Below are 21,823 nucleotides of genomic sequence, written 5' to 3'. Positions count from 1 at the left end.
CTTCCTGGGTGTCCCCCTATACTCGGAGCGTTCGTCACTTTTCGCCAGAAGGCACTTGTTCGTAAAGTAGGTACCTCGTGGAAACTACCTGTGACCAGGACGGACCCTGGGACGTCTACCTCCGCAGCTGTCCCTGCCGGGACGTGCTGGATCTGCTGGCCAACAAGTGGACGGCCCTGATGCTGGGCGCACTGGCCCGCGGCCCGCACCGCTTCGGCGAGCTGCGCCGCGCGGTCGACGGAATCAGCCAGAAGATGCTGACCCAGAACCTCCGCCAACTGGAGCGCGACGGCTTCCTGACGCGCACGGTGTACCCGACAACGCCCCCGACGGTGGAGTACGCACTGACGGAGATGGGCGCGGAGGTGGGGGCGCACCTGGTGGCGCTGAGCACGTGGTCGCAGGCGAACTTCGACCGCATCCGCTCGTCACGCGAGGAGTACGACGGCCGGGAGCTGCAGCCGGTCCGTTAGCCGCTGAGTTCGGCCAGGCCGGCGACCGGTGTTTAGCGGTCCAGCACCCAGAACGGCGACACCGGCCCGACACCCGCACCGAGCGGGTAAGACTCGGCGACGCAGCGCTCGATGAACTTCTTCCCCGCTGCCACCGCGTCCGGCACCGAAGCGCCCTTCGCCAGTGACGCCGTGATCGCCGAGGCCATCGTGTCGCCGCCGCCGTGGGTGTTCTCCGTCTTGAACCGCGGGCCGCTCAACGAGATGAACGACTTTCCGTCCGACAGCAGGTCCACGCACTCGGACGTCCCCTGCATGTGGCCGCCCTTGACGAGGACCCACTGCGAGCCGAACTCCAGCAGTGCCTCCGCCGCCGCGTGCTGGGAAGCCTCGTCGGAAACCGAGATGCCGGTCAAGAGCCCGACTTCGTCCAGGTTCGGCGTGATCAGCGTCGCGCGCGGGAACAGCTCTGTGCGGATCGCCTCCAGGGCGTCCTCCCGGAGCAGCGCGTGGCCGGTCATCGACGCTGCCACCGGGTCGACCACCAAGGGGAAGTCCATCCCCAGCTCATCCAGGGTCTTCGCGACCGCGCGGATGATCTCCGCCGTCGCGAGCATGCCCGTCTTCGCCGCGTTCACGCCCATGTCGGACGCCACCGCCTTGATCTGTGCGGTGACGACGTCGGCCGGGATCTCGGTGAAACCCTGGACGCCCAGGGAGTTCTGCACGGTCACCGCGGTCAGTGCGACGAGCCCGTGTACGCCGTTGGCGAAGAACGTCCGCAGGTCCGCCTGGATGCCCGCACCACCGCCGGAGTCGGATCCGGCGATGGTGAGGGCGGTGGGCGGTGTCACGGCTGCACCACGGGCAGGTAGACCTTGCCGCCGGACTCGGTGAACTCCGCCGACTTCGACGCCATGCCGGCCTCGATCGCCTCCACTGTGGACAGACCGTGCTCCTCGGCGTACTTGCGGACGTCCTGCGTGATCCGCATCGAACAGAACTTCGGCCCGCACATCGAGCAGAAGTGCGCGGTCTTGGCCGGCTCGGCGGGCAGTGTCTCGTCGTGGAACGCGCGCGCGGTGTCCGGGTCGAGCGACAGGTTGAACTGGTCGTTCCAGCGGAACTCGAAGCGCGCCTTCGACAGCTCGTCGTCCCACTCCTGGGCGTACTGGTGGCCCTTGGCGAGATCCGCGGCGTGCGCGGCGATCTTGTACGTGATCACGCCGGTCTTGACGTCGTCGCGGTTCGGCAGGCCGAGGTGCTCCTTCGGTGTGACGTAACACAGCATCGCCGTGCCGTACCAGCCGATCTGCGCCGCGCCGATGGCCGACGTGATGTGGTCGTACGCCGGCGCGATGTCCGTCGCGAGTGGACCGAGGGTGTAGAACGGCGCTTCACCGCAAAGCTTTTCCTCGAGCTCGACGTTCTCCTTGATCTTGTGCATCGGCACGTGGCCGGGGCCCTCGATCATCACCTGGACGTCGTGCGAACGCGCGATGTGCGTCAGCTCGCCGAGGGTCTCCAGCTCGGCGAACTGGGCGCGGTCGTTGGCGTCGGCGATCGAGCCGGGGCGCAGGCCGTCGCCGAGGGAGAACGTGACGTCGTACTGCCGGAGGATCTCGCAGAGCTCCTCGAAGTGCGTGTACAAAAAGGACTCTTGGTGGTGCGCGAGGCACCACGCGGCCATGATCGACCCGCCGCGGCTGACGATGCCGGTAACGCGCCGCGCGGTCAGCGGGATGTAGCGCAGCAGCACGCCGGCGTGCACGGTGACGTAGTCGACACCCTGTTCGCACTGCTCGATGATGGTGTCGCGGTAGACCTCCCACGACAGCTTTTCCGGTTCCCCGTCGACCTTTTCCAGCGCCTGGTAGATCGGCACGGTGCCGACCGGGACCGGCGAGTTGCGGATGATCCACTCCCGCGTCTCGTGGATCCGCTTGCCCGTCGAAAGGTCCATGATCGTGTCGGCGCCCCAGCGTGTCGCCCACACCATCTTGTCGACCTCTTCCTCGACCGACGACCAGACGGCCGAGTTGCCCATGTTGGCGTTGATCTTCACCAGGAAGTTCTTGCCGATGATCGTCGGTTCGGACTCGGGGTGCCTGCGGTTGACCGGGATCACCGCGCGGCCGCTCGCGACCTCGGCGCGCACGAACTCCGCGGAAACCCGTTCGCGGGCGGCGACGTACTCCATCTCCCGCGTGATGACACCCTGTTTGGCCCAGCCGAGCTGGGTGTTGTGCTCACGCCCGTCGGCCCAGCCGGCGCGCAGCCGGTGCAGTCCACTGTGGACGTCGATCTCGGCTTCGGGGTCGGTGTACGGGCCGGAAGTGTCGTAGACGTCGAAGTGTTCGCCGTTCGAGAGGTCGATCCGGCGTGCGGGAACACGCAGGCCGGATTCGGTCTGGTGATACACCTTGTGTGAACCGGTGATCGGGCCGGTGGTGACGGAGACGTCCTTGTTTTCGAGCGTCGTCAACGACTTTCACTCCCTACGCCGGCATTACCCGGTCAGGTTCATGCGGTCGGTGACGCCTGCGAAACGCAAGTCACCCTCTCAGCCCGCCATGGCGCGAGCTCCCGCGTTGGTGTTGTGCCACCGACCATGCCACGCCGGAGCGCGATACTCAAGTCACCCGACCAACTCGGCCGGAGTGGCGTACACGTCGACCATGGCTCCGTTGCGCAGCACGGTGATCGGCAGTGCGGTGCCGATCACTTCCGCGAACAGCTGCCGCTGGATGCCCTGGGCGTCCGAGACGCGGGTGCGGCCGACGGTCAGCACGAGGTCGCCCGCCTTGAGGCCCGCGCGGTCGGCGGGACCGCCGGAGACGACCTCGTGGACCCTCAGCCCGGCGCTCTGCCCGGTGCGCTCGGCGATGTCGTCCGGCAGCGGCGCCGGGACCCCGACGACGCCGAGGTACGCGCGCCGCACCCGGCCTTCGACGACGAGAGTGTCGATGATCCGCCGCGTCGTCGCGTTGATCGGCACGGCGAGCCCGAGCCCGATGCCGGCGACGGCGGTGTTGATGCCGACGACGCGGCCGGTGGAGTCGGCGAGCGCGCCGCCGGAGTTGCCCGGGTTGAGCGCGGCGTCGGTCTGGATGACGTCTTCGATCACGCGCCCCGCGCGGCCGTGGCGCACCGGCAGTGCCCGGCCGAGTGCGCTGACGACACCCGCGGTGACGGTGCCGGAGAAGCCGAGCGGGCTCCCGATGGCCACGACGAGCTGCCCGACGACGAGCTGGTCGGCGTCGCCCAGCTGAGCGGCCGACGGCGTCTCGCCGCGTGCCCGCAGCACCGCGAGATCGGACAGCGGGTCGGCGCCGACGACGTCGAACGGCACTTCGCTGCCGTCGGCGAAGGTCGCGACGCCTTTTCGGTTGCCGTCGACGACGTGCGCGTTGGTCAGCAGGTGGCCATCGGCGGCGAAGACGACGGCCGAGCCGCTGCCGCGCGCGAGCTGAACCCCGGCGACGTGCGGGGTGACGGTCTTGGCGACCGTGCTGACCGCCCGCGAGTAGGCGTCCATCGCGTCTTCCATGAGCACCTCGATTACACCGTTGCAGGTACTACAAGTCTGCGCCGGAAAGCGCCCGAAGTCCGTTCGCTGCTGGAGAACCGGCCGGGCGGACCAGTGACGGTCAGTGGTTCACCGGATCGGACCATGCGCCGGTGAAGGATCGGCGAGACACTTCCAGGCGCTTCTGTAACGGTGCAGAAGTGACTTTCTGTGGGGTTGATATGCGAAAACTCATGTTCGGCGCCCTCGCCGGGCTGCTGGTCACCGGCCTGATCCCGGGGATCGCGGCGGCCGCGGGAGAGGCTCCCGGCGCTCCTGGGACCCATCCCAGCTGGCTGCCCGCGAACAAGACCGGCTTCGGCACGGCTCACGACCGGTCCAGCAACGTCTGGTTCACGCTCCAGGGCGGCCAGATGTCCGAGGTCTACTACCCGGACCTGTCGACGCCGAGCGTCCGGTCGATGAACTTCGTCGTCACGGACGGCCGTAGCTTCGCCGACCTCGACTACGCCGAGAAGGCGCAGCAGGTGCGGCGGACCGACGACGACAGCCTGACCTACGAGCAGACGATCACCGACGACCAGCACCGCTGGCGGCTGCGCAAGACCTACGTCACCGACCCGGCCGCCACGACCGTGCTGGTGGACGTCGACTTCCAGTCGCTCACCGGGCGCCCGTACCAGCTCTACGCGGTCGCCGACCCGGACCTGACCAACGACGGCTCCGACGACTCGGCCGCGCGCAAGGGCGACGCCGTCACCGCGCAGGACGCGACGAACGCCGCCGCGCTGACCGCCAAGCCCGCGTTCACGAAGACGAGCGTCGGCTACGCGGGCTCGTCCGACGGCAACACGCAGCTCACGAAGACCTTCAAGCTGGCGCAGTACGACACCGCCGCCAAGGGCAACGTCCTGCTGACCGGGCAGACGAGCGCCGACGGCGTCCGGAACCGGCACGTCACCCTCGCCCTAGGCATGGGCGCGAAGGCCGCCGACGCGCTCGGCAGCGCGCAGGCGTCGCAGCGACGCGGCGTCCGCGACATCACCCGCGCGTACGACCGCGGCTGGGAACAGTACCTGCGCGGCGTCAGCAAGCCGCCGTCGTCGCTGAAGACCGACGCCGAGCGTGACCTCTACAAGGCGTCGATGCTGACGCTCGCCGCGAGCGAGGACAAGCACCACCCGGGCGCCTTCATCGCGTCGCCGAGCATGCCGTGGCGCTTCGGGAACAACGACCCGGAGTGGTCGCCGTCCGGCACCTACCACCTGGTCTGGCCGCGTGACCTCTACCAGATCGCGACCGGCCTGGCCGCCGGCGGCGACACGGCCGCCGCGAACCGCTCGGTGTCGTACATGTTCGGCACCCAGCAGCAGGCCGACGGGCACATGCCGCAGAACAGCCGGGTCGACGGCGTGCCGTACTGGACGTCGATCCAGCTCGACGAAACCGCTTTCCCGATCGTGCTGGCCCAGCAGCTCGGCCGCAACGACCTGTGGCCCGGCGTCCGGAAGGCCGCCGACTTCATCCTCGGGTACGTGGGCCCGAACGGGCAGCGGGCGCCGTACACCCAGCAGGAGCGCTGGGAGGAGCAGGACGGCTGGTCCCCGTCGACCATCGCGTCGGTGATCGCCGGGCTCGTCTGCGCCGCGGACATCGCTTCGCACAACGGAGCTCCGGCGGACGCCGCCCGGTACCTCGCGGCGGCCGACAAGATGAAGGCCGACCTGCCGAAGCAGACGATCACCACGAACGGGCCGCTGTCGAAGGACCCGTACTTCGTCCGGCTGACCAAGGACGCGAACGCCAACGCCGGGACGACGTACAACCTCGGCAACTCGAGCGTCACGATGGACCAGCGCGCGGTCACCGACGCGGGCTTCCTCGACCTGGTCCGGCTCGGCATCTACCGCGCGGACGACCCGGTGGTTCGCAACAGCATCAAGGTGACGGACAAGGACATCGCGTTCACGACGCCGACCGGCCAGTTCTGGCACCGCTACACCAAGGACGGCTACGGCGAGCAGGCCGACGGTTCGCCGTGGGACTACACGTTCCCGGCCGAGAGCCGCACGACGTTCGGCCGGCTGTGGCCGCTGCTGGCCGGCGAGCGCGGCGAGTACGAGCTGACGCTCGGCGACCCGGCGTCGGCCGCGCGGCGGCTGCGTGACCTCGGCCGGGTGAGCAGCTCGGCGGAGACCATGCCGGAGCAGGTGTGGGACGAGAACGCGCCGTCGGGGCAGCCGGGCTTCGCGACGGGCACGCCGAACAACTCGGCGACCCCGCTGGCCTGGACGCACGCCCAGTACGTCCGGCTCGCGCAGGACGTCAAGGCGGGCTCGACGCTGGAGACGCCGAAGGTGGTGCGCTGCCACTTCCTCGGCTGCTGAAACCCGTCGTGAGTGAGAAACAGTGTTCTAACCCTGTTTCTCACTCACGACCGGGGGGCGGGTCAGAGGACGGCGCCGTCGTCCTCGGGGGTCTTCGGCGGCAGCCACGAGTTGCCCGGGACGCCCCACTTGTTGGACTTCAGCATCTTCTTCGCCGCGCGCGCGTGCCGGCCGACCAGGCGGTCGAGGTAGATGAAGCCGTCGAGGTGGTCGGTCTCGTGCTGCAGGCAGCGCGCGAAGTAGCCGGTGCCCTCGACCTCGATCGGGTTGCCCTCGACGTCGAAGCCGGTCACCTTCGCCCACGTCGCGCGGCCCGTCGGGTACGACTCGCCGGGCGCGGACAGGCAGCCCTCCCAGTCGTCGTCCGGGTCCGGCATGGTCTCCGGGATCTCCGACGTCTCGAGCTTGGGGTTCACGACGAGGCCCTTGTGCCGGACGCCCTCGTCGTCCGGGCAGTCGTACACGAACACCCGCAGGTCGAGGCCGATCTGGTTGGCCGCGAGACCGACTCCTTCGGCGGCGTACATCGTCTCGAACATGTCGTCGGTGAGCGTGCGCAGCTTCTCGTCGAACTCGGTGATCTCCCGAGTCGGCTGGTGCAGCACGGGTTCGCCGGCGATCACGATGGGGTGGATGGTCACGACCACGCAGTTTAGTCGGACCCCTCTGGTAGACCTGCATCAGACCGTGACGCGCCGACGCGGATGCCCACGTCGGCGTGCGCTTCCGTGGTTGAATGGCGCCCGCGGAAGAGCTAGGTCTGATTCGCCATACGCCCGATTGAGAGGGACTCGGATGGACGCCGCGGAGTCGATGGCTGAGCCGCAGCCGTCGCCGCCGAAGCCCGTGCCCGGCCTGACCGAACGCGAGGTCGAGATCCTCGTCTTCGAGCGCCAGTGGTGGCGACATGCCGGGGCGAAGGAGAACGCCATCCGCGAACGCTTCGATTTGTCCGCGACGCGCTACTACCAGCTGCTCAACAAGCTGCTGGAGAAGCCGGAAGCGATCGAAGCCGACCCGATGCTGGTGAAGCGGCTGCGCAAGACGCGCGCCGCCCGCCAGCGCAAGCGTGGCGCCCGGCGACTGGGGATCGAGCTGAAATGAGTGTGTTTTCGGGAATGTCCCGGCCGATGAAGGCCGCGGGCGTCGTCCTGATCGGGGTGGCCATCATCGCCGCGGTCATCGGCGGCGTGTCCGCGTTGAGTGGTGACGGGTCGAACGAAGCCGGGCCGAGCGGCACGCCCAGCTCACCGGGCAGCTCCACCGGGTCGCAGCCGCCGCCGGGGTCGACCTCGACGACGCCGCCGTCCTCGACTTCGACGAACCCGACGTCGCCCACCCCGCCGTCGCCGACCACGCCGACGCCGGGCCAGCCGACGTCCGGCCAGCCGGGCCAGCCCGGTGACCACCAGGCGGGCAACAAGTGGGTGACCGTCCGGGTGTTCAACAACTCGACGATCAAGGGCCTGGCGGACCGCGCGGCGGAGGACTTCCGCGGGAGCGGCTGGACCATCAACGAGGTCAGCAACTACTCGCAGGGCACCATCCCGACGACGACGGCGTTCTACCGCCCGGGCACCGACGAGGAAGCCGCGGCCAAACAGCTCGCGCAGGAGTTCGGGATCAAGGCGGAGCCGCGCTTCCCGGGGATCGAGGGCGCGAGCCCGGGCGTGATAGTGATCGTGACGAAGGAATACCAGGCCGGCCACAAGGGCAGCTGAGCTTGGGAGAGCGGCCGTCACCCCAGGGGTGACGGCCGCTTTTTCATTCGCCGACCTGGGTTTTCGCGTACGCCTCGAGTGCCGCGAGCTGGGCCGGGTCGAGGCTCGGCCGGACCGTCTTGCGCGCCGCGTCCAGGTGCGCCGCCGTGACTTCGCGGGCCTCCAGTGACTCGCGCATCGCCGTCAGCGCCGCCTCGCGGATGAGCGCCGCGCAGTCGGCGGCCGAGTAACCGTCCAGAGTGGACGCGACCTCGGCGAGGTCGACGTCGGCGGCCAGCGGCGTGTTCTTCGAGCTGGCCACCAGGATCGCGGTCCGAGCTTCGGCGTCCGGCGGCGGCACGTAGACGCGGCGCTCCAGCCGGCCCGGCCGCAGCAGCGCGGGGTCGACCAGCTCCGGCCGGTTCGTCGCGCCCAGGACGACGACCTCGCGCATCGGCTCGACTCCGTCGAGCTCGGTCAGCAGCGCCGCGACCACGCGGTCGGCGACGCCCGAGTCCGACGACTGGCCGCGGCGCGGGGCCAGCGCGTCGATCTCGTCGAGGAAGATCAGCGACGGCGCGGCCTCGGCGGCCCGGCGGAACAGCTCCCGCACCGCGCGCTCCGACTCGCCGACCCACTTGTCCATCAGCTCGGCGCCCTTGACCGCGAAGACGTTCAGCGCGCCGGTGCCGGCCAGCGCCCGCACCAGGAACGTCTTGCCGCCGCCGGGCGGGCCGTAGAGCAGCACGCCGCGCGGCGGCTCGACGCCGAGGCGGGCGAACGAGTCCGGGTACCGCAGCGGCCAGAGCACCGCCTCGGTGAGCGACTGCTTGACGTCGACCATGTTGCCGACGTCGTCCAGGGTCAGGCCGCCGGTGGCCAGGTTGTCCGAAGTGGACATCGAGACCGGGCGGACGGTGGCCAGCGCATCGAGGAGGTCCTGCTGCGAGATCCGCGGCTCGTCGGCCTCCCGCTGGCGCAGGGCCGCGCGCAGGGCCGCGTCCCGCCGGAGGGCGATCAGGTCGGCGGCGACGAACCCCGGAGTGCGCTCGGCCAGGACGCCGCAGTCGATGCCCGTGTCGAGCGGGACGTCGCGGAGGAGGACGTTCAGCAGCTCGCGACGGGTTTTCGCGTCCGGCAGGGCGAGGCCGAGCTCGCGGTCCAGCAGGTCGGCGGCGCGCAGCCGTGGGTCGGCGGACTCCGCGCGGGCCGTCGTCGCGACGACGGCGAAGCGTTCGCGCCGCAGCGCCGTCCGCAGCTCCTCCAGCACGACGGTGGCGACCGGCGGCGGGGTGGCCGCGGGCAGCAGCGCGTCGACGTCGGTGAGCAGCAGGACCGTGGGCCCCTCCGCCGCGCGGATGGCCTCGCGCAGGCGCGCGACCGCGACGTTCGGGTCCAGGACCGCGAGGTTCGGCGCGGCCACCTGCACCACGCGGATGTCGGACTCGCTCGCGACGGAGTGGACGAGCGTCGCCTTGCCGACGCCCTCGGGGCCGGACAGCAGGACGCCGAGGTGGGCGGGCGCGCCCAGCCGGGCCAGCAGCTCGGGCCGGTGGAACGCCAGGTCGAACCACTCGGCGAGCTTGCGCGCGGTCGCTTCGGCACCGATGAGGTCGGCCAGCGGCACGACCGGCTCGACGGCCTCCGCGAGCACCACCTCGTCTTCGACGATCTCCGCGTCGATCCACTCCTCGGCCGCGGTGACGGCGGAGGTACGCACGAGCGCGGTCGCCGTCCGGGGCGCGGCGGGCTCGGGCGCGGGGCGTGCGCCGTCGCGCCAGACGACCACAGTGGACGGTCCGACCGCGACGGGGCCGGCCGGCTCGGTCGCGGTGACGGTGAGCAGCTCGTTCGTCCAGGTCGCGCCGATCGCCCGGGACAGCTGGCCGCGCAGGCCGGCCGGGTCGGACCCCGGCGTCGGCGCGAGGTCCTGCGGCAGCAGCGAAACGGCGTCGCCGACGGTGAGCACCTTGCCGATCAGGGCGAGCCGCAGCATGTGCGGGCTGACTGAGACGCTGGCCAGCCGCGACCCGGCGACGGTGACCGTCTTGGCCCCGGCGACGTCGGCGGGCGCGACCACGATCTCGGCGCCCTCGGTGACGCCGAGGTTCGACATGGTGACGTCGTCGGTGAGGACGATGCCGGGCACGTCGGCCTCGTCGGTGGGCGCGGCGAGGGCGGCGCTGACCCGGGCCCCGGTGAGGTGCACGGCGTCCCAGGCCCGCAGGCCGAGCGCGTCGAGGACTTCGGGGTGCAGCCGGACGACGCCGCGGCGCGTGTCCAGCGCGGACGGCGTGTGCCGGACGGTCAGCGTGATCTGCGGGTGGCTCACGCCGTTCACCCTAGCGATCCGGCGGCCGTCCAGGAGCCGAGAACCCGTGTCGTCTCCCCGATCACGCGTGTCGACCGCCTGATCACGCGTGATGCCCCTTCAATCACGCGTGATGCCCCGCTGATCACGCGTGAAGCCCCTCGGATCACGCGTGATCGCCGTACCGGCCCGGTCGGCTCGCGTGACCAGGAGGGCATCTCGCGTGATTGGGGAGGCATCACGTGTGATTGGGAGGGCATCACGCGTGATTGGCGGGTCGACACGGCTACTTGCGGCGGAGGCCGATCTGGCGCCAGGAGCGGCGGCGCTGGCCGTTGCCGTTCTGGGAGGTTTCGCGGGGGGTGCGCATCGGCTCGCCGGTGCGGGGGAGGCGGACCGCGCGCATCGCCGCGCCCGCCACCCGGCGGCGCAGCGGGCGCCGCAGGCCCAGGCGGCGCGGGGAGGCCCGGCGGATCGCGCGGCGCTCGCGCGGCGGGACCGTCCAGGCCTCGGGGTGCGCGGCCAGCCAGCGGTGCCGGTAGACCGAGTACGGGATGTGCGCCAGGTACAGGATCATCGCCGCGATCAGCGCGACCAGCGGGAACTGGATGATCGCGGCGGCCAGCAGCGCGACGCCGAGCAGCAGCGGCGCGATCGCCTTGGCCGGGGCCTTGACCGTCTTCAGCGACAGCGTCGGGATGCGGCTGATCAGCAGCGCGGCGATGGCGACCGTCCACGCCCACACGACGTACTGCGAGGACCACCAGCCCTCGCCCCACTGCAGCCACGCCACCAGCGGCAGCATCGCCAGCAGGCCGCCCGCCGGCGCCGGGACGCCGACGAAGAACTCGCTCGCGTACGCCGGCTGCTCGGTGTCGTCCAGCAGCGTGTTGAAGCGGGCCAGCCGCAGGATCATGCAGACGGCGAAGATCAGCGACGCCACCCAGCCGATCCGGTCCGCGCCGGTCTGCCACACGTAGATGACCAGCGCCGGCGCCACGCCGAACGAGATGCCGTCGGACAGCGAGTCCAGCTCGGCGCCCATCTTCGACGTCGCGTCGAGCAGGCGGGCGATCCGGCCGTCCAGGCTGTCGAGCACCGCCGCGATGCCGATCGAGGCGATCGCCATGGCGAAGTTCTTGGTCAGCGCGAACTGCACGGCCGACAGGCCCGCGCACAGGGCGAGCACGGTGATGGCGTTCGGGAGCAGCCGGACGCCCGGGGTGGTCACGCGGACCATCGATCAGCCTTCCGAAAGGGACGCAGGCAGTGCGGGGAGCTCCGCGATCACCGTCTCGCCGCCGACCGTGCGCTGGCCCTTGGCGACCAGCACGCGCGAACCCGGCGGGAGGTAGAGGTCGACCCGCGAGCCGAAGCGGATGATGCCGTACGTCGAGGCGGCGCCGACCTTGTCGCCCTCGCGGATCTCGCAGAGGATGCGGCGCGCGACCAGCCCGGCGATCTGCACGACGACGAGCTCGTGGCCGTCTTCGGTGCGCATCAGCACGGAGTTGCGTTCGTTGTCGTCGCTGGCCTTGTCCAGGTCGGCGGAGAGGAACTTGCCCGGCCGGTAGGCGACGCGCTCGATCACGCCGTTCGCCGGCACGCGCTGGACGTGCACGTCGAACACCGAGAGGAACACCGACACGCGCATCCGCGGCTCGGCCGGCAGGCCCAGCTCGGCGGGCGGGACGGCTTCCTCGATCAGCGACACGAGACCGTCGGCCGAGGCGAGCGCGACGCCGTCACGCGGCGGCGGGACCCGCTTCGGCTCGCGGAAGAACGCGGCCATCGCCACGGTCGTCAGCGCGCCGAGGACGCCCAGGCGCTTGGAGAACCGGCGGGCGACCAGCGTCGCGGCCACGCCGCCCGCCACGAACGGGCGACCGGCCGGGTGCATCGGCGGCAGCGTCTCGCGGGCGAGCTGAAGGGCGTGGGCGACGGGATTGCCGGCGGGTTCCGGCCGGGTGCCGCTCATGGTCGGGTCCCCTGGTTTCGTGTCGGAAGGACGCGTCGGCGCCGGGGTCCGGCGGCCGCGTACGGGCGCCCCCACGCTACCGCTGCCCCAGGTGAGGGTCGGCGCGCGCCCCTGGTCGGCTCCCTCGTGAGGGTGTCCCCGCAGCGGGTGGGAGCGGCCACATCCCGGTAACACAAGGTCGAATTCGACGACAACACTGAGTAGTCGACGCCGTTCGGGGCGCTGCCGAGAGACCTTGTGAGGGGACGATGACCGATCACCGCGATACCGCCGAAGCTCGTCTCGACGAGCTCCTGGGCGCGTGGTGCCGGGAGATCGACGAGGTGCCGGTGCCGCGGCTGGTGGACCCGGTGCGCGCCGTCGACGTCGTCATCGAGGCGAAGAAGCGCGGCCGGGTGCCTGCGCCCCCCGACGGCGCAGGCACCCGGCCACCGGGCGATGCGCGTGAGGAAGCATTTTAACGTCCGGAACGGCACCGCTCGGGATTCGTCCGGCAAAAGTTACGAATGGTCGCTCGGTCGACGGCCGAGACCGTTCACGAGCCGCAGGATCGCCAGCAGCACGACGGCACCGAGGATGGCCACGCCGAAGCTGGGGAAGTCGAAGTCGAACGTCTTGGACTGGCCGGTCGCGAGCCGGTAGACCAGCCCGCCGAGCGCCGCGCCGACCACGCCGACGAGCACGCTGACCAGGCAGCCTTGCCGGCGCCGGTCCCGGCCGCCGACGACGAGGTTCCCCGCCCAGCCGACGATCGCCCCGAAGATCACCCATGCGACGAAACCCATGGCGCGAGCTTACCCGGGTGGTTGTACAAGAGTCATTGCACAACATCTCTTGTACAACTACTCTTGTGCTTCATGAGCGACGACGTCCGGGAGATCCGGGATTCGAAGGTGCTGGCGGCGGTTTCGCACCCGCTGCGACGACGGCTGATGGAACTGCTCCACCTGGACGGCCCGGCGACGGCGTCGATGCTGGCGGGCAAGACCGACCAGGCGGTGGGCAACATCAGCCACCACATGAAGGTGCTGGCCGCGGCCAAGCTGGTCGAAGTGGCCCCCGAGCTGGCCCGTGACCAGCGGGAACGCTGGTGGAAGCGGACAGCGAAGACGCTGCGGTGGGCCGCGGCCGACTTCCCCGACGACCCGGTCGCGGAGGCCGCCGAGGTGCTGACCCTCGACCACCAGATGGCGGTCGCGCGCGAGTGGCTCGCGACGCGCGAGACCTACCCGCCGGAGTGGCGGGGCGTGGCGTTCAGCACGGACACCTGGATGCGCCTGTCCGCCGCCGAGCTCGAAGAGCTGAACGAGCGGGTCCTGCTGCTGCTGGCCGAGTTCGAGGACCGCACCGAACCCGGTGACGGCGTCGAGCGCCGTCCGGTCTTCTTCGTCGCGCGGACTTCGCTGGGCAAGCCGTGAAGGGGCTCTGGGGGAACAGGGACTTCCGGCTGCTCTGGACCGGCGAGACCACGAGCATGCTCGGCAGCATGGTCGCGAGCACGGCGTTGCCGCTGGTCGCGGTGCTGACGCTGCAGGCGAGCACCTTCGGAGTCGGCGTGCTGACCGCGGCCGCGTGGCTGCCGTGGCTGGTGGTCGGCCTGCCCGCCGGCGCGTGGGTCGACCGGCTGCCGAAGCGGCCGGTGATGCTGGTCTGCAACACGGTGTCGATGCTCGTGTTCGGCAGTGTCCCGGTCGCGGCCGCCTTCGGTGCGCTGACCATGCCGTACCTGCTCGGCGCGGCCCTGCTCGGCGGCGCCGCCAAGGTCTTCTTCAGCCTCGCCTACCGCGCGTACCTGCCGGCGCTGGTCGGCCAGGACGAGCTCCTCGGCGCCAACGCCAAGATCCAGGGCAGCGAGTCCGCGACGCAGGTCGCCGGGCCGGGCCTGGCCGGGCTGCTGGCGCAGGCGTTCGGCCCGGTCAGCGGAATCTTCGCGGACGCGGTCAGCTTCGGGATCTCCGTGCTGTGCGTGCGGGCGATCCGGGTGCGCGAGACCGTCGTCCCGGCCGAGCGCACGCCGTTGCGCAGCCAGATCGCCGAAGGACTGCGGTTCGTCGCCGGCGACCGGTACCTGCGGTCGATGATGGCCTTCGCCGCCGCCTCGAACCTCGCGCTCACCGGGTACACGTCGATCCAGATCGTCTTCCTGTCCCGCACGCTCGGCGCGGGGCCCGGCCTCGTCGGCCTGGTCCTGGCCCTGGCCGCGACGGGCGGGGTGCTCGGCGCGGCACTGGCCGGCCGGCTCGGCGCGCGCTTCGGCGCCGCGAGGGCGTTCCTGCTCTGCGAAGCCTTCGCGGCGCCGATGATGCTGCTCGGCCCGCTCGCCGGTCCGGGCCCCGGCCTGGTGCTGTTCGTGCTCGCGGACTTCGGCGTCTGCGCGGGTGTCGTCGCTTCGAACGTGCTGACCGCGACGTTCCGGCAGCGCTACTGCCCGCCCGAGCTGTTCGGCCGGATCACCTCGAGCGCGTCTCTCGTCGCCTACGGCACGATCCCGCTGGCCGGGGTGCTCGGCGGCGCGCTCGGCGAGGTGATCGGCGTCCGCGAGACGCTCTGGGTCGCGTCCGTGCTGCTGATCGCCGCGCTGCCGCTGCTCGCGCCGTACCGGAAGCTGCGCGACTTCCCGGTCAGAGCAGCAGGACGTCCACTTCCTCGCCTTCCGCAGCCGATGTGACGTCCTCCGGCAGCACGATCAGGCAGTTGGCCTGCGTGAACGCGGCCAGCAGGTGCGAACCGGGGCCGCCGCGGGGCCCGACGACCCCGGTGACCTCCCGGTCGGACGGCGTGAACACGCCCCGGCGGTACTGACGGCGTCCGCCCGGCGACGACATCGCCTCGGTCAGCCGGGCCCGGACGCGGCGGCGCGAGACGTCGGTGTGCCCCAGCGCCGTCAGCAGCGCCGGGCGCAGGAACGCCTCGAACGACACGAGGACGCTGACGGGGTTGCCGGGCAGGGTCACCACCGGCACGCCCTGCCAGCGGCCGCAGCCCTGCGGCCCGCCCGGCTGCATCGCGATCTTCGCGAACTCGACGCCCTGGCCGGTCAGCGCGTCCTTCACCACTTCGTACGCGCCCGCGCTGACCCCGCCGGAGGTGACCAGCAGGTCGGCGTCGGCCAGCTTCGGCTCGATGACCTTGCGGAACTCCTCGACGTCGTCGACGACACTGCGGACCACTTCGACCTCGCAGCCGAGCTCGCGGACCGCCGCGGCGAGCATCACGCTGTTGGACTCGTAGATCTGGCCGTGCCGCAGCGGCGCCGGCGCGTCGATCAGCTCGGTGCCGGTCGAGGCGATCAGCACCCGCAGCGGCCGGTGCACCCGCACCTCGGCGAGCCCGACGGCGGCCGCCAGGCCCAGCTGCGAGTGGCCGAGGACGGTCCCGGCGTGCAGCGCGATGGTGCCTTCGAGGACGTCCTCGCCGGAGTGCCGGATGTGCGCGCCTTCCGTGGCCGCGGCGGAGATCGTCACGGTCTCGGTGCCGCCGTCGGTGTCCTCGACCATCACGACGGCGTCCGCGCCGGGCGGCAGCGGGGCGCCGGTCATGATCCGGTGCGCCGTGCCCGGTTCGAGGGTTCCGACGTCGACGCGGCCCGCCGGGATGTCGTCGGCGACCGGCAGGGTCACCGGCGTCCGCGAGACGTCGGCGGCGCGGACCGCGTAGCCGTCCATCGCCGAGTTGTCGAAGGGCGGGAGGGAAACGCCGGCCCGCACGTCCTCGACGAGGACGAGGCCGGCCGCGTCGGCCAGGGGCAGGGCGGTGGCGGGAGAGGTGCCCAGGAGCGCGGCAACCCGGTCGCGGTAGTCGTCGACGGAGATCACCGGACCATCCTCCACCCCTGTGAAGGGCATGCAAGACTCTCGTCGTTCGAGAGCACGCCACAGGGGAGCACGCATGCAGGTCCAGGTCCGTCAACAGCCCTCGTTCGCCGTCGCCAGGATGATGCTGGCGCCGGGCGAGCCGTGCCAGGTGGAGTCCGGCGCGATGATGGCCACCAGCTACGGCGTCCAGGTCCAGTCCCAGTCGCAGGGCGGGATCATGAAGGGCCTCGGCCGCGCGTTCCTCTCCGGCGAGTCCTTCTTCATCTCCACCTTCACCGCGCCGCAGAACGGCGGCTGGGTCGACGTCGCGGCCAACCTGCCCGGCGACATCCAGGTGATCCCGCTCGACGGCCGGACCGGCTGGGCCGTCACCCGCGGCTGCTGGCTCGCGTCGTCGCACGGCGTGCAGACCGAGACCAAGTGGGGCGGGATGAAGAACCTGATGGGCGGCGAAGGCGGGTTCCTGACGCACGCCACCGGCCAGGGCCAGCTGCTCGTCGCCTGCTACGGCGCGGTCGAGACCATCACCCTGCAGCAGGGCGAGATGGTCACCGTCGACACCGGGCACGTCGTCGCGTACGCCGACACCGTGCAGTACCAGATCCGGAAGGTCGCGACGGGCATCATCCAGTCCATGAAGAGCGGCGAAGGCCTCGTGTTCGACTTCGTCGGTCCCGGCCAGATCATGACGCAGACGCGCAACCCGTCCGCGCTGGTCAGCTGGATCATCTCGCACGTCCCGTCCCGCTGATGCGCGTCCAGACCCGGCACACCCCCGGGTTCGGCGTCGCCCGCGTCCTGCTCGACCCGGGCGAGTCGGTGCAGGCCGCGGCCGAGACGCTGCTCGCCAGCCGCTTCGGCGTCACCGAGGCGGCGGCGGGCCGCGGCGGCGTCCGCGCGGGCAAGGCCACGGCGGTCGTCTACACCGCGCCTTCGGACGGCGGCTGGATCGACTTCGCGCCGCTGCGCCCCGGCGACGTCTACCCGCTCGACCTGGGCGGCGGCACGGGCTGGTCGGTGCACCGCGACGCCGTGCTCGTGCGGCCGTCGTCGGTCCGGCACGACCCGAACTGGACGCCGTTGCAGCAGCTTTTCGGCGCCGACTCGGGGTTCCTCGAGCACTACAGCGGAACCGGCCCGCTCGTGCTGGCCGCGCCCGGCCCGGTGGACGCCTTCGAGCTCGGCAAGGGCGAGCTGGTCACGGTCCGGCCGGACTACCTGCTCGCCTACCCCGACACCGTGCAGTGCCGGTTGCGGGCGCTCGATCCCGGCGGACCGCAGTCGCTGCGCACGGGGGAAGGGCTCGCGGTCGACTTCGCGGGTCCCGGGACGGTGCTCGTGCAGGCGCGCAACAGTCGCCTTTCCCGCGCGTGATCTTCAGACGAATTGCCCATTGCCGAGGGGAATAATTCCGGTAGCGTGATTGACACTTCCGCCGCTGGCATCCGCTCGGGCCAGCGGATCCTTTGTGCTGAGGGAGGGCGCCGTGGCTGTCGGCACCGTCAAATGGTTCAACTCGGAAAAGGGCTACGGGTTCATCGAATCCACCGAAGGACCGGACGTGTTCGTTCACTATTCGGCCATTCAGGCCGACGGATTCCGCACTTTGGACGAAGGAGACCGCGTCGAGTTCGAAGTCCAGTCCGGGCGCGACGGTCGCAGCCAGGCAGCCGACGTACGCAAGGTGTCGTAACGACCTCCATCACCCGATTGGCGAACCCCCGGCAGGCTCGGAACCAGGGACGTTAGGCTGCCGGGCGTGACAGGCGATGTGTCGGGGGACCTCACCGGTCGCCGGCTGGGCAACTACCGCATCGACGGGGTGCTCGGCAAGGGCGGCATGAGTGTGACCTACAAGGCCACCGACGTGCGGCTCGGCCGGAAGGTGGCGCTGAAGGTCATCGGTGACCACCTCGGGGCCGACGCCGAGTTCCGCGAGCGGTTCGTCGACGAGGCGCGCAACACGTCTGCGATCGACCACGCCAACGTCGTGCCGCTGTACGACTTCGGCGAGCTCGACGGCATGCTCTACATCGCCATGCGCATGGTCGACGGCGGCGATCTCGCCGACCTGATCGCGGCCGGCCCGATCGCGCCCGCGCGCACCCTGACGATGCTCGACCAGGTCGCGGACGCCCTCGACACCCTGCACAACCGTGGTCTGGTCCACCTCGACGTCAAGCCGGCCAACGTGCTCGTGACGAAGAAGGAGACCTCGCGCGAGCACGTGTACGTCGCCGACTTCGGGCTGACGCGCCGCGGCGCGACGGGACACCGGACGCGCGGCGGCGACTTCCTCGGCTCGCCGACGTACGCGGCGCCCGAGCACCTGCGCGGCGAGCCGCTGGACGGGCGCACCGACCAGTACGCCCTGACTTGCGTGCTGTACGCGTGCCTGACGGGGAGCCCGCCGTTCAAGGGCGACGTGCCGACCGTGATCAAGGGTCACCTCAACGGCGAACCGCCGGCGATCTCCCGCGCCGTCGCGCTGCCGCCGGCGATCGACGAGGTCATCCGGAAGGGGATGGCGAAGAGCCCCGCGGACCGCTACCCCAGCTGCGTCGAGCTGATCGCGGCCGCCCGCCGCGCGCTCGGCGCCCAGGCGGCGTCCGACACCCCACCGGGCCCACCCGGGTCCAATTCGGGTGGAATCCCCGCGCCGCAGCGCCCCGGTCAGGTACAACAGGGGCCGCACCAGAACAGCGCACCGCAGGGAGAGGGGGCCCCCGTGCATCCGTACGGAGGACAGCAGCAGCCCGGCTACGGCCAGCAGCCCGGGCCGCAGGGGCCACCCCAGGGCATGCCGCCGCAAGGCATGCCGCCCCAGGGAATGCCACCCCAGGGAATGCCGCCGCAGGGCCCGCCGCCCGGTTACGGCTACCCCCAGCAGGGCCCGCCCCCGGGCTACGGCTACCCGCAGCAGCCGGGCATGCCTCCGCAGGGCATGCCCCCGCAGGGGTACGGCCCGCCGGGCGACCCGATGCGGCTGCGCCCGCCGATGCCCGCGAGCGGCGCGGGCGCGTTCCACCAGCCGAAGAGCAGCGGCAAGAAGTGGATCTTCATCGTGCTGGGCCTGGTCGTCGTGGCCGGCCTGGTGGTCGGCGCGATCTTCCTGTTCAGCGACGGTGGCAGCGGCGGCGGTGGCACGACGACCGCCCCGAACATCCCCGTCGGCCCGGGCGACTCGCAGACCAACCCGACGTCGTCGCTGAACGCCCCGCCGACGTCGATCTCCATCAAGCCCGGCAACTGACCCCCGCTTGATCGTGCCGCGCTGAGCTGGCCTTCTTGCACTCTCCCCCGCAGAGTGCTAAACACGGAGTTGGCACTCGACGCCGTCGAGTGCCAAAGGTCGGGACGGTGAGGCTGGCCCCCACCCGGGTCCAGTCGTCCGTCGCGGGCACCGAGCCTGGCCGAGGAAAAGAGTCCTGCTGCCGCCGCTGCAACGCAAGACAGCGCGGCGGTGGCGCCCAATACCGGAGGACCACACCGCAATGGCCAAACTGATCGCGTTCGACGAGGACGCCCGCCGCGGTCTCGAGCGTGGCTTGAACATCCTCGCCGAAGCCGTCAAGGTGACCCTCGGCCCGCGGGGCCGGAACGTCGTGCTCGAAAAGAAGTGGGGCGCGCCGACCATCACCAACGATGGTGTCTCCATCGCCAAGGAGATCGAGCTCGAGGACCCGTGGGAGAAGATCGGGGCCGAGCTCGTCAAGGAAGTTGCCAAGAAGACCGACGACGTCGCGGGTGACGGCACCACCACCGCCACCGTGCTCGCCCAGGCCCTGGTCAAGGAAGGCCTGCGCAACGTCGCGGCCGGAGCCGACCCGATCAGCCTGAAGCGCGGCATCGAGGCGGCCGTCGAGGCCATCACCGAGCAGCTCCACAAGGCCGCCGTCCAGATCGAGACCAAGGAGCAGATCGCTGCTACCGCCTCGATCTCGGCCGCTGACCGCACCATCGGCGAGCTGATCGCCGAGGCGCTGGACAAGGTCGGCAAGGAAGGCGTCGTCACCGTCGAGGAGAGCAACACCTTCGGTCTCGAGCTCGAGCTCACCGAGGGCATGCGCTTCGACAAGGGCTACATCTCGGGCTACTTCGTGACGGACCCGGAGCGTCAGGAAGCCGAGCTGGAGGACCCCTACATCCTCCTCTTCGGTTCCAAGATCTCCACCGTCAAGGACGTCCTGCCGCTGCTGGAGAAGGTCATCCAGTCCGGCAAGCCGCTGCTGATCATCGCCGAGGACGTCGAGGGCGAGGCCCTGGCCACCCTCATCGTCAACAAGATGCGCGGCACCTTCAAGTCCGTCGCCGTCAAGGCCCCGGGCTTCGGTGACCGCCGCAAGGCGATCCTGCAGGACATCGCGATCCTGACCGGTGGTCAGGTCATCAGCGAGGACGTCGGCCTCAAGCTGGAGAACGCCGACCTGTCGCTGCTGGGCAAGGCGCGCAAGGCCGTCATCACCAAGGACGAGACGACCATCGTCGAGGGTGCGGGCGACGCCGACCAGATCCAGGGTCGCGTCAACCAGATCCGCGCCGAGATCGACAACTCGGACTCGGACTACGACCGTGAGAAGCTGCAGGAGCGGCTCGCGAAGCTGGCCGGCGGCGTGGCCGTCATCAAGGCCGGCGCCGCGACCGAGGTCGAGCTGAAGGAGCGCAAGCACCGCATCGAGGATGCCGTGCGCAACGCCAAGGCCGCCGTCGAAGAGGGCATCGTCGCCGGTGGTGGCGTCGCTCTCATCCAGGCTGCCGAGGCTGCCTTCGCCGGTCTGAAGCTCGAGGGCGACGAGGCCACTGGTGCCAACATCGTCAAGGTGGCCGTCGAGGCCCCGCTCAAGCAGATCGCGATCAACGCCGGCCTCGAAGGCGGCGTCGTGGTGGAGAAGGTCAAGGGCCTGCCGCAGGGTCACGGCCTCAACGCCGCCACGGGTGTCTACGAGGACCTGCTCGCCGCCGGCGTGCCGGACCCGACGAAGGTCACCCGCTCCGCGCTGCAGAACGCCGCTTCCATCGCGGCGCTGTTCCTGACCACCGAGGCCGTCGTGGCGGACAAGCCGGAGAAGGCTTCGGCCGCTCCCGCCGACCCGTCCGGTGGCATGGGTGGCATGGACTTCTGATCCACGCGCTTTCCGGGAAAGCCCGGTCCGCTTCGGCGGGCCGGGCTTTCTTCATGGCCGGGTGAAGAACCAGACCGCGAAGGCGCCGACGATGACGACGCCCAGCGCGAGCACCCCGAGGCCCCCGAGCCAGGCAGTGCTCGCTTCTTCCGCCTCCATCGCGACGACGATCGCACCGATTCCGGTGAGCAGGACCCAGATCGCGAATCCGGCGGCGGTGTACAGGACGGTCTTCGTGACGCTCGTGCTGCCGGTGTCGTTGAAGGCGAGCGCGAAGAAGGCGGCGAACGCGGTCAGGCCCAGTCCCGCGATCAGGTAGAGCCCACCCAGGACCCCGACCACGATCTTGGCGGCCTGCCTGCTTCCTTGATCCACGACCGCGAACCCTAACCCCTCGTACGGGGTTCACGGTGTCCTTTTGGGCCGGTCGGCCCACGGCACTACGCCGAACGGCCCGGACGTCCCCTTGGCGTCCGGGCCGTTCATCGGTGCACCCCCCGATCATCCGGCGGGCGCCGGCTCCCCCTG

The 21,823-nt window shown here is 70.8% G+C and carries 22 protein-coding genes and 1 riboswitch; of the genes, 12 read left to right on the top strand and 10 right to left on the bottom strand.

Annotated elements, in window-relative coordinates; translation table 11 throughout:
- Window positions 1–77 precede the first annotated feature (77 nt).
- A complete protein-coding gene (locus ACZ7PG_RS28945; RefSeq protein WP_470242192.1) occupies window positions 78–473 on the top strand; it encodes a winged helix-turn-helix transcriptional regulator in 396 nt (131 codons plus the stop codon).
- A 32-nt stretch (window positions 474–505) separates the two neighbouring features.
- On the opposite strand, the gene thiD is transcribed toward ACZ7PG_RS28945, so the two are convergent.
- From thiD to ACZ7PG_RS28930, 3 genes are all read right to left on the bottom strand, one after another.
- The gene (thiD, locus tag ACZ7PG_RS28940) at window positions 506–1,306 is read right to left on the bottom strand and encodes a bifunctional hydroxymethylpyrimidine kinase/phosphomethylpyrimidine kinase (RefSeq protein WP_470242191.1); all 801 of its coding nucleotides are present in this window, start codon (window positions 1,304–1,306) and stop codon (window positions 506–508) included.
- Window positions 1,303–2,937 (bottom strand): phosphomethylpyrimidine synthase ThiC, encoded by a 1,635-nt coding sequence (thiC, locus tag ACZ7PG_RS28935; RefSeq protein WP_470242190.1) that lies wholly within the window; start codon window positions 2,935–2,937, stop codon window positions 1,303–1,305. Before thiC ends, thiD begins: the two co-directional genes overlap by 4 nt.
- Window positions 2,931–3,052, bottom strand: a riboswitch (TPP riboswitch). (Overlaps the previous gene by 7 nt.)
- 38 nt (window positions 3,053–3,090) lie before the next feature.
- Window positions 3,091–4,002 carry a S1C family serine protease gene (locus ACZ7PG_RS28930; RefSeq protein WP_470242189.1) on the bottom strand — a complete coding sequence of 304 codons (912 nt, stop codon included), beginning with the start codon at window positions 4,000–4,002 and terminating at the stop codon, window positions 3,091–3,093.
- A gap of 200 nt (window positions 4,003–4,202) precedes the next feature.
- Here ACZ7PG_RS28930 and ACZ7PG_RS28925 point away from each other — a divergent pair, with 200 nt between their 5' ends.
- Window positions 4,203–6,368: a glycoside hydrolase family 15 protein gene (locus tag ACZ7PG_RS28925; RefSeq protein ID WP_470242188.1), complete on the top strand. Its 2,166-nt coding sequence runs from the start codon at window positions 4,203–4,205 to the stop codon at window positions 6,366–6,368.
- A 62-nt stretch (window positions 6,369–6,430) separates the two neighbouring features.
- On the opposite strand, the gene ACZ7PG_RS28920 is transcribed toward ACZ7PG_RS28925, so the two are convergent.
- Window positions 6,431–7,009, bottom strand: coding sequence for a peptide deformylase (locus ACZ7PG_RS28920; protein WP_470242187.1), 579 nt, complete (start codon window positions 7,007–7,009; stop codon window positions 6,431–6,433).
- A gap of 154 nt (window positions 7,010–7,163) precedes the next feature.
- On the opposite strand from ACZ7PG_RS28920, the gene ACZ7PG_RS28915 reads away from it, so the two are divergent.
- Entirely contained in the window at window positions 7,164–7,472 is a 309-nt protein-coding gene (locus ACZ7PG_RS28915; RefSeq protein ID WP_470242186.1) for a DUF3263 domain-containing protein, read from the top strand.
- Window positions 7,469–8,089 (top strand): LytR C-terminal domain-containing protein, encoded by a 621-nt coding sequence (locus tag ACZ7PG_RS28910; RefSeq protein ID WP_470242185.1) that lies wholly within the window; start codon window positions 7,469–7,471, stop codon window positions 8,087–8,089. The genes ACZ7PG_RS28915 and ACZ7PG_RS28910 overlap by 4 nt, the downstream gene beginning before the upstream one ends.
- 43 nt (window positions 8,090–8,132) lie before the next feature.
- On the opposite strand, the gene ACZ7PG_RS28905 is transcribed toward ACZ7PG_RS28910, so the two are convergent.
- The 3 genes from ACZ7PG_RS28905 to ACZ7PG_RS28895 all read right to left on the bottom strand — a co-directional run bounded on the left by ACZ7PG_RS28905 (window position 8,133) and on the right by ACZ7PG_RS28895 (window position 12,357).
- Window positions 8,133–10,400, bottom strand: coding sequence for an AAA family ATPase (locus tag ACZ7PG_RS28905; RefSeq protein ID WP_470242184.1), 2,268 nt, complete (start codon window positions 10,398–10,400; stop codon window positions 8,133–8,135).
- A gap of 265 nt (window positions 10,401–10,665) precedes the next feature.
- Complete coding sequence (gene pssA / locus ACZ7PG_RS28900; protein ID WP_470242183.1) at window positions 10,666–11,619, bottom strand: CDP-diacylglycerol--serine O-phosphatidyltransferase; 954 nt, start codon at window positions 11,617–11,619, stop codon at window positions 10,666–10,668.
- Between the two features lie 3 nt (window positions 11,620–11,622).
- The gene (locus ACZ7PG_RS28895; RefSeq protein WP_470242182.1) at window positions 11,623–12,357 is read right to left on the bottom strand and encodes a phosphatidylserine decarboxylase; all 735 of its coding nucleotides are present in this window, start codon (window positions 12,355–12,357) and stop codon (window positions 11,623–11,625) included.
- A gap of 248 nt (window positions 12,358–12,605) precedes the next feature.
- Between ACZ7PG_RS28895 and ACZ7PG_RS28890 the strand changes: the two genes are divergently transcribed.
- A complete protein-coding gene (locus ACZ7PG_RS28890; RefSeq protein ID WP_470242181.1) occupies window positions 12,606–12,818 on the top strand; it encodes a hypothetical protein in 213 nt (70 codons plus the stop codon).
- A gap of 39 nt (window positions 12,819–12,857) precedes the next feature.
- Here the strand turns inward: ACZ7PG_RS28890 and ACZ7PG_RS28885 are convergent, their stop codons facing one another.
- A complete protein-coding gene (locus ACZ7PG_RS28885) occupies window positions 12,858–13,142 on the bottom strand; it encodes a GlsB/YeaQ/YmgE family stress response membrane protein (RefSeq protein WP_470242180.1) in 285 nt (94 codons plus the stop codon).
- Between the two features lie 72 nt (window positions 13,143–13,214).
- Between ACZ7PG_RS28885 and ACZ7PG_RS28880 the strand changes: the two genes are divergently transcribed.
- Window positions 13,215–13,775: an ArsR/SmtB family transcription factor gene (locus tag ACZ7PG_RS28880; RefSeq protein WP_470242179.1), complete on the top strand. Its 561-nt coding sequence runs from the start codon at window positions 13,215–13,217 to the stop codon at window positions 13,773–13,775.
- A complete protein-coding gene (locus tag ACZ7PG_RS28875; RefSeq protein ID WP_470242178.1) occupies window positions 13,772–15,025 on the top strand; it encodes an MFS transporter in 1,254 nt (417 codons plus the stop codon). The genes ACZ7PG_RS28880 and ACZ7PG_RS28875 overlap by 4 nt, the downstream gene beginning before the upstream one ends.
- Here the strand turns inward: ACZ7PG_RS28875 and moeA are convergent.
- Complete coding sequence (gene moeA, locus ACZ7PG_RS28870) at window positions 14,979–16,172, bottom strand: molybdopterin molybdotransferase MoeA (protein WP_470242177.1); 1,194 nt, start codon at window positions 16,170–16,172, stop codon at window positions 14,979–14,981. The two genes, ACZ7PG_RS28875 and moeA, sit on opposite strands and share 47 nt — an antisense overlap.
- Window positions 16,173–16,245: 73 nt before the next feature.
- Here moeA and ACZ7PG_RS28865 point away from each other — a divergent pair, with 73 nt between their 5' ends.
- The 5 genes from ACZ7PG_RS28865 to groL all read left to right on the top strand — a co-directional run bounded on the left by ACZ7PG_RS28865 (window position 16,246) and on the right by groL (window position 21,295).
- Window positions 16,246–16,923 (top strand): TIGR00266 family protein, encoded by a 678-nt coding sequence (locus ACZ7PG_RS28865; protein WP_470242176.1) that lies wholly within the window; start codon window positions 16,246–16,248, stop codon window positions 16,921–16,923.
- Entirely contained in the window at window positions 16,923–17,546 is a 624-nt protein-coding gene (locus tag ACZ7PG_RS28860; protein ID WP_470242175.1) for an AIM24 family protein, read from the top strand. The genes ACZ7PG_RS28865 and ACZ7PG_RS28860 overlap by 1 nt, the downstream gene beginning before the upstream one ends.
- 112 nt (window positions 17,547–17,658) lie before the next feature.
- Window positions 17,659–17,865: a cold-shock protein gene (locus ACZ7PG_RS28855; RefSeq protein WP_005164266.1), complete on the top strand. Its 207-nt coding sequence runs from the start codon at window positions 17,659–17,661 to the stop codon at window positions 17,863–17,865.
- 66 nt (window positions 17,866–17,931) lie between these two features.
- Window positions 17,932–19,425: a serine/threonine-protein kinase gene (locus ACZ7PG_RS28850; RefSeq protein ID WP_470242174.1), complete on the top strand. Its 1,494-nt coding sequence runs from the start codon at window positions 17,932–17,934 to the stop codon at window positions 19,423–19,425.
- A gap of 241 nt (window positions 19,426–19,666) precedes the next feature.
- Window positions 19,667–21,295, top strand: a complete 1,629-nt coding sequence (groL, locus tag ACZ7PG_RS28845; RefSeq protein WP_155540626.1) for a chaperonin GroEL — start codon at window positions 19,667–19,669, stop codon at window positions 21,293–21,295.
- Window positions 21,296–21,346: 51 nt separating this feature from the next.
- Here the strand turns inward: groL and ACZ7PG_RS28840 are convergent, their stop codons facing one another.
- Window positions 21,347–21,670, bottom strand: coding sequence for a hypothetical protein (locus ACZ7PG_RS28840; RefSeq protein ID WP_470242173.1), 324 nt, complete (start codon window positions 21,668–21,670; stop codon window positions 21,347–21,349).
- Window positions 21,671–21,823 lie beyond the last annotated feature (153 nt).

This window comes from Amycolatopsis sp. NPDC114504 (assembly GCF_055633595.1).
Note: the sequence above shows the minus strand (reverse complement) of the source record. Positions and strands in the feature narration are given on the sequence as shown.

Bases quoted from the DNA above. Each gene is read 5' to 3' on its own strand.
- pssA (WP_470242183.1), bottom strand. From the start codon at position 11,619: ATGGTCCGCGTGACCACCCCGGGCGTCCGGCTGCTCCCGAACGCCATC.
- ACZ7PG_RS28865 (WP_470242176.1), top strand. From the start codon at position 16,246: ATGCAGGTCCAGGTCCGTCAACAGCCCTCGTTCGCCGTCGCCAGGATG.
- ACZ7PG_RS28880 (WP_470242179.1), top strand. From the start codon at position 13,215: ATGAGCGACGACGTCCGGGAGATCCGGGATTCGAAGGTGCTGGCGGCG.
- ACZ7PG_RS28925 (WP_470242188.1), top strand. From the start codon at position 4,203: ATGCGAAAACTCATGTTCGGCGCCCTCGCCGGGCTGCTGGTCACCGGC.
- ACZ7PG_RS28895 (WP_470242182.1), bottom strand. From the start codon at position 12,357: ATGAGCGGCACCCGGCCGGAACCCGCCGGCAATCCCGTCGCCCACGCC.
- ACZ7PG_RS28890 (WP_470242181.1), top strand. From the start codon at position 12,606: ATGACCGATCACCGCGATACCGCCGAAGCTCGTCTCGACGAGCTCCTG.
- ACZ7PG_RS28885 (WP_470242180.1), bottom strand. From the start codon at position 13,142: ATGGGTTTCGTCGCATGGGTGATCTTCGGGGCGATCGTCGGCTGGGCG.
- ACZ7PG_RS28860 (WP_470242175.1), top strand. From the start codon at position 16,923: ATGCGCGTCCAGACCCGGCACACCCCCGGGTTCGGCGTCGCCCGCGTC.
- groL (WP_155540626.1), top strand. From the start codon at position 19,667: ATGGCCAAACTGATCGCGTTCGACGAGGACGCCCGCCGCGGTCTCGAG.
- ACZ7PG_RS28915 (WP_470242186.1), top strand. From the start codon at position 7,164: ATGGACGCCGCGGAGTCGATGGCTGAGCCGCAGCCGTCGCCGCCGAAG.
- ACZ7PG_RS28910 (WP_470242185.1), top strand. From the start codon at position 7,469: ATGAGTGTGTTTTCGGGAATGTCCCGGCCGATGAAGGCCGCGGGCGTC.
- ACZ7PG_RS28930 (WP_470242189.1), bottom strand. From the start codon at position 4,002: ATGGAAGACGCGATGGACGCCTACTCGCGGGCGGTCAGCACGGTCGCC.